This window comes from Pseudomonas sp. B21-012 (assembly GCF_024749305.1).
In the GTDB taxonomy this organism is placed as follows: Bacteria; Pseudomonadota; Gammaproteobacteria; order Pseudomonadales; family Pseudomonadaceae; genus Aquipseudomonas.
This window is the reverse complement of sequence record NZ_CP087197.1, coordinates 4803104-4814806: the sequence shown is the minus strand read 5'-3', so window position 1 is coordinate 4814806 and position 11703 is coordinate 4803104. Positions and strand designations below refer to the sequence as shown.

Here is an 11703-nt window from a genome sequence, read left to right as displayed (position 1 = left end):
CACGTACCAAAGGTCCCCACCAAGGTCGGCAGTGGCCGGGCACTGTTCTTGCCTGAATGCCTGCCAGGGCCGATATGTGCAAACATGGCAATTATTCTTCACACACCCTAAAGTGGCGGTTGGCCATGCCTTATTCCTCTGCCCTGGCCAGAGCACGGTGAGCCACCTGTGACCGAAACAGCGCTGCAGAAGCTTCTCCTCAAACGTTTTCTCATGGCGGCCGGCACCTATCTGTTGGTGCTGGCGCTGGTCTGGGTTGCGCTGTTGAATGGCCATCTGCAAGCCTCCCTGGATGTCTTGTTGCTGGGCAGCGGCTTGTTGCTGATGAGCCAGTTGCTGCTCGGCTGGGTGTTTGCCAGTGGCCGCAACCTGCGCTTTGGCGACCCGAGCCTGACCGAATTCCAGGTGTTGCTGGCGATTGCCTGGCAAACCTGGCTGCTGGCCCAGCTTGACCAGGGCCGCGGTACTTTTCTGATGTTTTATCCGTTGATTCTGATGTTCGGCCTGTTTCACCTGAGGGGGCGGGTGTTCGTGCGCTGCGCGCTGCTGGTGCTGTGCAGCTTCTTCGGCCTGATTGCCTGGGAGGCCTGGCAGGTGCCGCATTTCGCCGGTTCGCTGCTGGCGTTGCAGGCCAGTGCCTTGCTGGTGGTGCTGTGCTGGTTGTGCCTGTATGCCCGCTATGTGCAGGCCGCTCGCCAGCGCATGCGCCAACGCCGCTATGCCTTGCAAGCCCATCAGGACACCTTGCGCGGCATGATGCGCCAGCTTGAAGACCTGGTGGCCACCGACGAACTGACCGGGCTGTTCAACCGTCGGCATTTTCTCAGCCTGGCCAGCCGCGAGCTTGCGCGCATGCGCGCAGACAGTAGCCACGGCCTGGCGTTGATCGACCTCGATCATTTCAAGCGAATCAACGATGTCTATGGGCATGCCGCCGGCGACCAGGTGCTGCAAGCCTTCGCCTCGATCGCCAGCGATTGCCTGGGCGACACTGCGGTGCTGGCCCGTTACGGTGGCGAAGAGTTCGTGCTGTTGCTGCCCGATTGCAGCGAAGCGCAGCTGTTCAGCTGTTGTGAACGCTTGCGCAAGGCCTTTGCCCTGGCCCAGCCGCCAGCGGTCGGCTTGCGCGTCGAACCGTTAAGCCTGTCGGCCGGGCTGACCCTGTTGGCGCCTGGCGATGATCTCGACGACGCCTTGCAACGTGCCGATCAGGCCTTGTACCGGGCCAAACACTGTGGGCGCAACCGCTGCCTGGCCGCCTGGGAGGCCGTCGATGCCTGAGTTGCGGGTCGCTGAGCGACAATGGCAGGTGGCCGCGGGCAGCAACCTGCTCGATGCCCTTAATGATGCCGGGCTGGCGGTGCCCTACAGTTGCCGTGCCGGCAGTTGCCACGCCTGCCTGGTGCGCTGCCTGCAAGGCCAGCCCGCAGATGCCCGGCCCGATGCCCTGGCGGCGGACAAACGCCAGCAAGGTTGGCGCCTGGCGTGCCAATGCAGTGTCGAAGAAGATTTGCAGGTGGCCTTGTTCGACCCGCTCGCAGATGGCCTGCCGGCCGAGGTCAGCGGCCTCGACTGGCTGAGCCCGACGGTGCTGCGCCTGCGGCTTGAGCCGCAAAGGGCACTACGCTACCAGGCCGGCCAGCACCTGGTGTTGTGGAGCCCGAACGGGGTCGCCCGGCCTTATTCGCTGGCGAGCCTGCCGGGGGAGGAGGGCTTTCTCGAGTTTCACCTCGATTGCCGGCAACCCGGTGCCTTCTGCGATGCCGCCCGGCAACTGACTATCGGTGCGACGTTGCGCTTGGGCGAGTTGCGCGGCGGCGCCTTGCATTACGATCCGGACTGGCAGGAGCGCCCGTTGTGGCTGCTGGCCGCCGGCACTGGCCTGGCGCCGTTATGGGGGATTGTGCGCGAAGCCTTGCGCCAGGAACACCACGGCCCGATTCGCCTGCTGCACCTGGCCCATGACCCGCAGGAACATTACCTGGCGCCCGCACTGACGGCGCTTGCCAGCCAGCATCCGCAACTGCAGGTCGAGCTGCTGACCCCGCAGCAGTTGCCCCAGGCTCTGGCGGCGCTACGCCTGCCGTCACGCCAGACCGTGACCCTGGCCTGTGGCTCGGCGGCCAGTGTCGAGCAGTTTGCCCGGCGCATGTTTCTCGCCGGCCTGCCGCGCAATCAGTTGCTTGCCGATGTTTTTATTGGCCACGCCTGATTCCGAGCAGGTAAAAAAAGGTTCTTCACAAAATCCCGGGTTGGGATGTTGAGGCTGCGAGTTTATCCATTCAGTGTGGGGCTGCTGCTGGCCCCTTCCGCCTTTACGGCGGCCTACTTTTCTCTTGGGAAGAAGTAGGCAAAACCGCTTGCTCCTGCATACGGCCCTACGCTGCGCTTCGGGTCCCCTCGCTACGGCACCTTCCGGGGCATCGCGGCCTACGACTTGCTTCGCAAGTCTACATCTCGCGTCTTCGGCTGCCGCCGAAGGTGCTGCGCACCGCCCCTACAGGCACCTACGCTCGGCCTCCTGAAGTCGCTTTTTGCGGCGCCTGGAAGTACGTGCATGAACATCAAGATCAAGATCAAGACCAAACAAGTTGGTGCTCGTTTTATCAGCGGGCTTGTCCCGCTCCTGCGTCAGCATGGCTTCGCCAACATCAGCTTTCGCAGATACATCAGTGCAGGCGCCGCCCGTACATGTGTCCACCACGTGTCCGGTCCGTACACCAAGAACAAAAGGGACCCGCCGTAAGGGCGGAAGGGGCCAGCAGCGGCGCCACACCGAATGGATAAGCCCGCAACAACCCAAGAATCACAGCCCCAGGGATTCCGTGAAGAATCAAAAAAAAGCCCCGCAGCACAGGCTACGGGGCTTTGTTCAGCAGGGCCTGAGCATCAGACCAGCGAATCACCGACGTGCAGGATCTTCATGCCGTTGGTACCACCGATGGTGTGGTAGCTGTCGCCTTTGGTCAGGATCGCCCAGTCACCTGGCTCGACCGCGCCGCGCTGCAGCAACTCGTCGACTGCCGCCTGGCTGACTTTCTCCGCCGGCAGGGCTGCCGGATCGAAAGCCACCGGGTACACGCCACGGAACATCGCAGCGCGAGCCAGGGTGGCGCGGTGCGGCGAGAACGCGTAGATCGGCACCGAGGAACGCAGGCGCGACATGATCAGCGGGGTGTAGCCACTTTCGGTGAGGGCGATGATCGCCTTGACGCCGGGGAAGTGGTTGGCGGTGTACATGGCCGCCAGGGCGATGCTTTCGTCGCAGCGCTCGAAGCGGGTGTGCAGACGGTGGCTGGACTTCTGGCTGGTCGGGTGCTTTTCCGCGCCCAGGCAGATGCGCGCCATGGCCTGTACTGCTTCGATCGGGTAGGCGCCGGCGGCGCTTTCGGCCGAGAGCATCACCGCATCGGTGTTGTCCAGCACGGCGTTGGCCACGTCGGACACTTCGGCGCGGGTCGGCATCGGGTTCTGGATCATCGACTCCATCATCTGGGTCGCCACGATCACCGCCTTGTTGTTGCGGCGGGCGTGCTGGATGATCTTCTTCTGGATCGCGATCAGCTCGGCATCGCCGATTTCCACGCCCAGGTCGCCACGGGCAACCATGACCGCGTCACTGGCGGCGATCAGGCCGTCGAGGGTCTCGTCATCGGCGACCGCTTCGGCGCGCTCGATCTTGGCCACCAGCCAGGCGCTACCGCCGGCTTCGTCGCGCAGGCGACGGGCGTATTCCATGTCGCAGGCGTCGCGCGGGAAGGAAACGGCCAGGTAGTCCAGGTCCATTTCGGCTGCCAGCTTGATGTCGGCCTTGTCCTTTTCGGTCAGCGCCGGAGCTGTCAGGCCGCCGCCGCGACGGTTGATGCCTTTATGGTCGGACAGCGGGCCGCCGATCAGCACTTCGCAGTGCAGGGCGTCGGCGGTGGCGCTGGTTACGCGCATGACCACGCGGCCGTCGTCGAGAAGCAGTTCGTCGCCGACGCCGCAGTCCTTGACCAGGTCCGGATAGTCGATGCCGACGATATCCTGGGTGCCTTCGGTCAGCGGATGGGCGGTGGAGAAGGTGAAGCGGTCACCGACCTTGAGTTCGATACGCTTGTTGCTGAACTTGGCGATACGGATCTTCGGCCCTTGCAGGTCACCGAGCAGCGCCACGTGGCGGCCCAGGCGGGCAGCGATATCGCGGATCAGGCGCGCGCGAGCCTTGTGCTCGTCAGGCGTGCCGTGGGAGAAGTTCAGGCGAGCGACATCCAGGCCGGCGAGGATCAGTTGCTCGATCACTTCCGGCGAGTTGCTGGCGGGGCCAAGGGTGGCGACGATTTTGGTACGGCGGATGGTCATGCACAGACTCCTATAGTGAAGCGCAGCGAAAGGCTACTCCGGAAAATCGCTGTAGTCATTGTTCCTTTGCACTACCTGGCGGTTAGCGCGGGTGGCATTTGAACGGCTACAGGGCCCGAGCGCCGCTGGTGTGGGAGCGGGCTTGACCCGCGATGAGGCCAGTGCAGCCAGCCATGTCTACAGATTTTCCGCACAAAGCCGATACACTGCTCAATACAGGAGATCCCCCATGCGAGCCTTGATCGTTTTAGCCCTGGCCACCAGCGTCGTCGGTTGCACCCGCTGGTCGATGGACCATCATTTGAACAACGCCTACCGCGCCTATGACCGGGGCAACTGCGAGAAGGTCATGCTCGAGCTGTCCCAGGTCGAGCGCACCAGCCGCGCCCGACCGTTCATCCAGCCGGAAGTGTCGCTGCTGCGTGGCCAGTGCCTGGAACGGCAGAAATTATTCGTCGATGCGGCGCAGACCTACCAGTTCATTCTTCAGCGCTACCCGCAGAGCGAGTACGCGTTCCGTGCCCGTGCCCGGCTGCAGACCCTCGAACAACTGGGCCACTACCGCAGCGGCGAAGCGGCGATTGCCCGCCCGGCAACCACCACGCCTTGGCGTTAATACTAAAGTCAGCAGGTCTGATTGTGACGCGCGGGTCAGGGTGCGCTAATCTTGTTGCTGAAATGAATGAAAAACAGCAGCCCTAGCGCGGCCCTGCTAAAAGGGTCTTCGACAGCGATCCCGACCATGTTTGACGAGCGCCGCATCGAGCGTCACCAGCTCCCTTATTTTCTCAAAGTCTTCAACCGCTTCACCGACCAGCCCATCGGCTACCTGGGAAATGTGTCCGAAGACGGCCTGATGCTGATCAGCCAGCTGCCGATGCTGGTCGGCCCGGATTTCGAGTTGCAGCTCAAAGTCCCGGGCCGCGATGGCGCAGTGCACCTGATCAACCTCACCGCCAGTTGCCTGTGGAGCCATGAAGACCAGACGCCCGGGCATTACGACTCGGGTTTCATGCTGCTGCAGGCGCCACGTGACTACGAGCAACTGGTGCGTGCCCTGCGTAACTATTTCAGCTTCCATCCGTTGAACGCTTCGGCCTGACGCTGGCCGTGACGGGCTGCTGGCCCTAGACTCTGGGCGACCTTCTGTTCAGGACGACCCCGTGAGCTCCAGCATTTTCTGGCACGACTACGAAACCACCGGTATCAACCCGCGCAACGACCGGCCCTTGCAGGTCGCCGGGGTGCGCACCGACCTTGACCTCAACGAGATCGAGGCGCCGATCAACTTCTATTGCCAGCCCAGCGCCGATATCCTGCCGCATCCCAAGGCTTGCCTGGTCACCGGCATCACTCCGCAGCAACTGGCCGCCAACGGCTTGAGCGAAGCCGAGTTCATGACCCGGGTGCATGCCGAACTGGCCCGCCCCGGCACCTGTGGCGCCGGCTACAACAGCTTGCGGTTCGACGACGAAGTCACCCGCTACAGCCTGTATCGCAACTTTTTTGATCCCTATGCCCGCGAGTGGCAGGGCGGCAACAGCCGCTGGGACTTGATCGACATCGTACGCACTGCTTATGCCCTGCGCCCGGACGGTATCGAGTGGCCACAACAGGACGGGCGCACCAGTTTGCGCCTGGAGTTGCTCACTGCCGCCAATGGCATCGACCATGGCCAGGCCCATGAAGCGTTGTCTGACGTGCGCGCCACCATTGCACTTGCGCGATTGATCCGACAGAAACAGCCCAAGCTTTATGACTGGTTGTTTCAACTGCGCAGCAAGCAGAAAGTCCTCGACCAGATTCGATTATTACAACCGATGGTGCATATCTCTGGCCGTTTCTCTGCGGCACGCAATTATCTGGGGGTGGTATTACCTCTGGCCTGGCACCCGCGCAATCGCAATGCCTTGATTGTCTGTGACCTGCACCTGGATGTTCAGCCCTTGATAGATGAGGATGCTGATTCACTGCGTCAGCGTTTATACACTCGTCGTGAGGAAATGCCTGACGGACAATTGCCGGTGCCGTTGAAATTAATCCATATCAATCGCTGCCCGGTGGTCGCCCCGTTGAGTGTATTGCGTGGCGAAGATCAGCAGCGTTTGCAACTGGATATGGCTGTTTATCAGGCGCGCGCGGCGAGTCTGATTGCCGCCGCCGGGCAATGGCAGGAGAAATTGCCGCTGGTTTATAGCGCCGAGGAGTTTGCTCCCAGCGAAGACCCGGAACAGCAGTTGTATGATGGCTTTCTTGGCGATCGTGATCGGCGTTTGTGCGAGCAAGTGCGCAGTGTCGATCCGCAGCAACTAGGGCAGGGGCAGTGGATGTTCGATGATGAACGTTTGCCAGAATTGTTGTTTCGTTATCGCGCACGCAATTTCAGCGAAACCTTGAATGCCGAGGAACGCCAGCGTTGGCAAACCTTCTGCCAGCAACGCCTGAGCGACCCGTTGATGGGCGCGCCCAATACCCTTGGGGATTTCGAGCGGGCCCTGCAGGAATGCTGGCTGGACGCCGACGCCCAGCAACAGCTGTTGCTCGGCCAGTGGCGTAACCATGTGCAGGCGCTTAAGTTGCAATTGGGAATGTAAGCAAACGTTGAAAATAAAAAACGCCAGCAAGGCTGGCGTTTTTAGCGAGTAACACAAGGTTACCAGCGGGCTTATTAACCCAGCAGGGTTGCCCAGCCTTCAACCACGTCACCACCCCATTTGGCTTTCCATTCTTTCAGGGTTTTGTGGTTGCCGCCTTTGGTTTCGATGACTTCACCGTTGTGCGGGTTTTTGTATTGCTTGACCTTGCGCGCACGTTTGGTGCCGGTGGTTTTAACCGCGCCGCGCGGGGCTTTGTTCAGTTTGGCTTCTGGATCCAGCAGCGCAATGATGTCACGCAGGGACTTCGAATATTCGCCCATCAGTGCACGCAGTTTGCCTTCGAATTCCAGCTCGGTTTGCAGCTTGTCGTCTTGCGACAGGTTCTGCAGACGCGCTTGCAGTTCTTTGATGGCTTCTTCGGTAGCGCGATATTCGTTGATCAGGGACATGAGGCGTTCCTTGGAAATGAAGGATTTTGGACAGACAGTGCGGCAATAATAATCAGACAGTACCCCCAAGTAAACATTTAAGCAGGCAATTAGCTCAATGAATGCTTAAACACCTTGAGGGATTAGGTTAAGAAAAATTTACAAACTAAGTGGTTTTTCCAATAGTTAACTTGATCGCCAGCCCGCAGCGCTACACGGCAGTGCCCTCTACCGCGCCACCCGGGCAGGCGACAGGGCGCGTGCAATGAGTACTGCAGTTTTGCCGGGCACTCGCTAGAATGTGCGCCTTTGCGAAAGTTTCTGGAGTCCATTTCATGCGCACCTACCGGCTGGTGATTGCCTGCCCCGACCGCGTTGGCATCGTCGCCAAAGTCAGTAATTTCCTGGCGTCCTATAACGGCTGGATCAACGAAGCCAACCACCACTCCGACGAGCAGAGCGGCTGGTTCTTCATGCGCCACGAAATCCGCGCCGAAACCCTGCCGTTCGGTATCGAGGAATTTCGTGAAGCCTTCGCACCGATCGCCGAAGAGTTCTCGATGGTCTGGCGCATCACCGATACCGACCAGAAGAAGCGCGTAGTATTGATGGCCAGCCGCGAGTCCCACTGCCTGGCCGACCTGCTGCACCGCTGGCATGCCAAGGAACTGGACTGCGACATTCCCTGTGTGATTTCCAACCACAACGACCTGCGCAGCATGGTCGAGTGGCACGGCATCCCGTTCTTCCATGTGCCGGTCGATCCGCAGAACAAGCAGCCGGCCTTTGCCGAAGTCTCGCGCCTGGTCAAGGAGCACGGTGCCGACGTGGTGGTACTGGCGCGCTACATGCAGATCCTGCCGCCGCAACTGTGCCAGGAATACGCCCAGCAGGTGATCAACATCCACCACAGCTTCCTGCCTTCGTTCGTCGGCGCCAAACCGTACCACCAGGCGTCGCTGCGCGGCGTCAAGCTGATCGGCGCGACCTGCCACTACGTCACCGAAGAACTCGATGCCGGCCCGATCATCGAGCAGGACGTGGTTCGCGTCAGCCATAGCGACAGCATCGAAGACATGGTGCGTTTCGGCCGTGACGTCGAGAAAATGGTCCTGGCCCGCGGCCTGCGTTATCACCTGGAAGACCGCGTGCTGGTCCACGGCAACAAGACCGTGGTGTTCAACTAAGCCTCAGTGCCGGAGGTTGGCCGATGGCCGATCCACTCGACAAGGCTACCTCCAAGGCCCCGCCGACCCTCGGCGAGGGCTGCCTGAGCCGCTACGACCCGGATGCGCTGGACAGCGAAGACGGCACCGATTTTCCCGGTGCCGCCGAGCTCTGGGAGCAGCTCAAGCCGGCTAGCGACGAACCCGCGCCTGACTGAGCCGCCAGCGCTCCAGCAGCGGCCGACCCAGCAGGCAGAGGAACACCGGGCCACCGGCGACCAGGTAGAAATAGTAGGTCACCAGCCGCCAGATCAGGATGGCCGCCGCCGCGGTCGATGTGCCCACCAAAGGCGAAAGCAATGCGGCCGAGGTCATTTCAGCCGCGCCTGCACCGCCCGGCAGCAGGCTGAATTGCCCGGCGCTGAGCGACAGCATCTGCACCAGGAAGCTCGGTATCCACTGCAGATCGACCCCAAGCCCGCGCAACGCCAGGTACAGCACGCTGTAGCGCAGCCCCCAGTGCACGCAGGTCAGGGCAAACACCAGCGCCAGGGTGCGTTTGGGTAGCCGCCAGGTTTCGCCCAGGGCGCGAAAGAAGTGCAGCAGCTTGCGCGTCCAGCGTCGGCGCCTGCGGGCGGACACCTTGAGCCTGTGCAGCAACCGGCCATTGAGGCGCAGTAGCGCGCGACGGTATCGCAGTAAGCCGAGCAGGGTGGCGAAGGCGGTGAACATCAACAGCGCGCTGCTGAGCAGCAGGCCCTCCAGGCTGCGGTTGAGACTGTGGAACAGCGCGTAGCCGGCGATCCCCAGCATGGCGCAGAAAAAGAACAGCAGATCATTGAGCTGGTCGGCAGCAAATACCGCGCTGCTGCGCGCCGGCCCGATGCGATCGCGGGCCAGCAAGGCCATCAGTGCCAGCAGCCCGCCGCTGCCGCCCGGCGTTGTACAGATGGCAAACTCGGTGGCCATGATCACCCCCAGGCTGCGCAAGCGCCCCAGCGCCGCGCCCTGGCTGCCGAGCAGCAGACGCAGGCGCATGGCGTTGATGATCCAGCACACTACAATCATGGCGAACAGGCCCAGCAGCAGGTGCGGGGCAAAACCACGCAGGCGCGGCAACAGCTCGCTGCCTCCGAGCAGGGCTGGCACCAGCAGCGCCACGATCAGCGCCATCAGCAGCCAGGGCAGGCGGTTCACCGAGGGTGCCTGCTGGCCAGCCAGGCGGATTTGGTCATCGGCTCGCGGCCCTGGCGCAGCAAGCGCTGGACCGTTTGCAGCCAGTAGCGGCGGGAAAAGCCATGGCGCATGTCCACCGGGTGCAGGCCCAGGCGGATCACCGGCGCTTGGCGCAGGCGCGCCTCACGTACGTCGCACAACACTTTCGACAGCCCGCGGCGCCAACGGCTGCGGGCGCTCCAGACCAGGCCGGGGGCCGCGATCGGGCTGAAGTCGGGCAATTGAAAGATGTGCTGCGGGTCGCTGGTGTAACGCAGCGGGAGTTGGCGCAAGGCCTGGCGGGTGCCGTCGCTCATCAGCCAGGCCGGGGCGACAAAACCCGCCAGGGGCCAGTCATAGCGGCGGAACAGGTCGATACCGGCTTCAAGGCGTTGCCGCGCCTGGGGCTGGTCGAGGCTGTAGAACTCGCCTTCCCAGGTATAGATGCGGCGCATGAAGTAGTCCCGCGGCGAGCGCGGCGGCGGGCTGTCATCGGCATGAAAGTAGCCATGCAGGGCCATTTCGTCGCCACGCTGCAAGCGCCGGTCGAGCATCAGGCGAAATCCGGGGGCCTGCTCCAGGGCATTGCGCTTGTGAAAGTCCGGCACCACCAGCCAGGTCATGGGAATGTTGCCCAGAGCGTCGATGGCTTCGACGAAGGGTTGGTAGTCCGGCCAGGTTTCCGGCGCGACATCATGCAGCACCAGCAGCAGGCTCGGGCGATCGGCAGGCTCAGGCATGAGCGCGTACCGGCATCGGGTGGCCGAGCACCGCCCGGTAATGCTCGAGCAGGCCATTGACTACGCTGTCCCATGCGTAGTGCTGCTCGACATGGGCGCGGGCCTGCAGGCCCATTTGCCGGGCACCGGCCTCGAACACCTCGCGCACCGTGCGGGCCATGGCCTGGCCATCGTTGGGCGGGCACAGGCGCCCGCAGTGCTCGTTGACGATTTCGCTGAAGGCCCCGGCGGCCACGGCAATGACCGGAATGGCACTGGCCATGGCTTCGAGAATCACCAGGCCGAAGGTCTCCTGGTCGCCTGCGTGCAGCAGGGCATCGGCGCTGGCCAGCAGGCGGGCGACTTCAGCGGCCGGGCAGAAGTGATCGATGACGCTGACGTTGGCCGGCACCGTGGCCGGCATGTGCGAGCCCACCAGCAGCAGGTGATAGTGCTTGCCCAGACGTTTCATGCAGTCGAGCAGCACCGGCAGGTTCTTCTCCCGCGAGCCGCGTCCGGCGAACACCAGCAGGCGCGTGGTATCGGCGAGACCCAGTTGCCGGCGCAGCGACAGGTCACGGTGCTGCGGGTGGAAGGTTGCCAGGTCGACGCCCAGGCGCTGCACATGGACATTGTCGATACCCAGGCCGCGCAACTTGTCGGCCATTACCTGACTCGGCGCCAGCACCCGGTCGAAATTGCCATAGAGTTTGCTGACATAGGCTTCGACGTTGGGCGTGAACCAGTTGCCCATGCGGTTGCTCACCAGCAACGGCAGGTCGGAGTGATAGAAGCCGATCACCGGCACATCCAGCTGGCGCCGGGCATCCAGCGCCGCCCAGGCGGTCAGATAGGGGTCACCGACCTCGATCAGGTCCGGCTGAAGATCGTGCAGGACATTGCGCCAAGGTGCCAGGCGCAGGGGGAAGCGATAGCCGTTGCCGAATGGCAGGGCCGGGGCCGGCACCTTGTAGATGCCGTTATCGTGGCTGGCGCTGGCGCCGGGAATCAACAGGCTGTGACGAACACCGGGGGTAAGGCCCAGGCGGCGGTGTTTGGCATCAAGATAGGTACGCACGCCGCCGCTGGCGGGCGCGTAGAACATGGTGATGTCAGCGATGTGCACGATCAGCATCCCTCCGAGATCGTCTCCAGAGTGTGTCACCAGGCGGCTTTTCGCCGCTGGAGACGCGCCCTAAGGTTGACCTCTATGAAGGATAGTTTGTTCGATTGGGTT

General features: G+C 62.5%; 13 protein-coding genes. 8 read left to right on the top strand and 5 right to left on the bottom strand.

All coding sequences use genetic code 11. The features are described 5' to 3' along the window. Positions 1 to 168 precede the first annotated feature (168 nt). The 3 genes from LOY37_RS21935 to LOY37_RS21925 all read left to right on the top strand — a co-directional run bounded on the left by LOY37_RS21935 (position 169) and on the right by LOY37_RS21925 (position 2746). Positions 169 to 1281: a diguanylate cyclase gene (locus LOY37_RS21935; protein ID WP_258715717.1), complete on the top strand. Its 1113-nt coding sequence runs from the start codon at positions 169 to 171 to the stop codon at positions 1279 to 1281. Next, positions 1274 to 2212 (top strand): iron-sulfur-binding ferredoxin reductase, encoded by a 939-nt coding sequence (locus LOY37_RS21930; protein ID WP_045197436.1) that lies wholly within the window; start codon positions 1274 to 1276, stop codon positions 2210 to 2212. Before LOY37_RS21935 ends, LOY37_RS21930 begins: the two co-directional genes overlap by 8 nt. A gap of 345 nt (positions 2213 to 2557) precedes the next feature. Further along, complete coding sequence (locus tag LOY37_RS21925) at positions 2558 to 2746, top strand: hypothetical protein (protein WP_258715716.1); 189 nt, start codon at positions 2558 to 2560, stop codon at positions 2744 to 2746. Between the two features lie 143 nt (positions 2747 to 2889). Here the strand turns inward: LOY37_RS21925 and pyk are convergent, their stop codons facing one another. Next, positions 2890 to 4341 carry a pyruvate kinase gene (gene pyk / locus LOY37_RS21920; protein WP_045197438.1) on the bottom strand — a complete coding sequence of 484 codons (1452 nt, stop codon included), beginning with the start codon at positions 4339 to 4341 and terminating at the stop codon, positions 2890 to 2892. A gap of 229 nt (positions 4342 to 4570) precedes the next feature. Here pyk and LOY37_RS21915 point away from each other — a divergent pair, with 229 nt between their 5' ends. The 3 genes from LOY37_RS21915 to sbcB all read left to right on the top strand — a co-directional run bounded on the left by LOY37_RS21915 (position 4571) and on the right by sbcB (position 6935). After that, positions 4571 to 4957: a tol-pal system YbgF family protein gene (locus LOY37_RS21915; RefSeq protein ID WP_045197440.1), complete on the top strand. Its 387-nt coding sequence runs from the start codon at positions 4571 to 4573 to the stop codon at positions 4955 to 4957. Positions 4958 to 5083: 126 nt separating this feature from the next. Continuing rightward, positions 5084 to 5443: a PilZ domain-containing protein gene (locus tag LOY37_RS21910; RefSeq protein ID WP_045197442.1), complete on the top strand. Its 360-nt coding sequence runs from the start codon at positions 5084 to 5086 to the stop codon at positions 5441 to 5443. A gap of 61 nt (positions 5444 to 5504) precedes the next feature. Continuing rightward, positions 5505 to 6935 (top strand): exodeoxyribonuclease I, encoded by a 1431-nt coding sequence (sbcB, locus tag LOY37_RS21905; RefSeq protein ID WP_045197445.1) that lies wholly within the window; start codon positions 5505 to 5507, stop codon positions 6933 to 6935. Between the two features lie 74 nt (positions 6936 to 7009). On the opposite strand, the gene mvaT is transcribed toward sbcB, so the two are convergent. After that, entirely contained in the window at positions 7010 to 7387 is a 378-nt protein-coding gene (gene mvaT / locus LOY37_RS21900) for a histone-like nucleoid-structuring protein MvaT (RefSeq protein ID WP_045197447.1), read from the bottom strand. Positions 7388 to 7701: 314 nt separating this feature from the next. Here mvaT and purU point away from each other — a divergent pair, with 314 nt between their 5' ends. Both purU and LOY37_RS21890 read left to right on the top strand, forming a co-directional pair. Next, positions 7702 to 8553 (top strand): formyltetrahydrofolate deformylase, encoded by an 852-nt coding sequence (gene purU / locus LOY37_RS21895; protein ID WP_045197450.1) that lies wholly within the window; start codon positions 7702 to 7704, stop codon positions 8551 to 8553. A 23-nt stretch (positions 8554 to 8576) separates the two neighbouring features. Next, the gene (locus LOY37_RS21890) at positions 8577 to 8750 is read left to right on the top strand and encodes a hypothetical protein (protein ID WP_176794221.1); all 174 of its coding nucleotides are present in this window, start codon (positions 8577 to 8579) and stop codon (positions 8748 to 8750) included. Here LOY37_RS21890 and LOY37_RS21885 read toward each other — a convergent pair. From LOY37_RS21885 to LOY37_RS21875, 3 genes are read right to left on the bottom strand one after another with little or no spacing between them, the layout of a single operon-like run. Then, complete coding sequence (locus LOY37_RS21885; protein WP_258715715.1) at positions 8725 to 9729, bottom strand: lysylphosphatidylglycerol synthase transmembrane domain-containing protein; 1005 nt, start codon at positions 9727 to 9729, stop codon at positions 8725 to 8727. The two genes, LOY37_RS21890 and LOY37_RS21885, sit on opposite strands and share 26 nt — an antisense overlap. Next, entirely contained in the window at positions 9726 to 10487 is a 762-nt protein-coding gene (locus LOY37_RS21880; protein ID WP_045197453.1) for a DUF2334 domain-containing protein, read from the bottom strand. Before LOY37_RS21880 ends, LOY37_RS21885 begins: the two co-directional genes overlap by 4 nt. Next, on the bottom strand, positions 10480 to 11601 hold the full coding sequence (locus LOY37_RS21875; protein WP_258715714.1) for a glycosyltransferase family 1 protein: 1122 nt from the start codon (positions 11599 to 11601) through the stop codon (positions 10480 to 10482). The genes LOY37_RS21880 and LOY37_RS21875 overlap by 8 nt, the downstream gene beginning before the upstream one ends. Positions 11602 to 11703 lie beyond the last annotated feature (102 nt).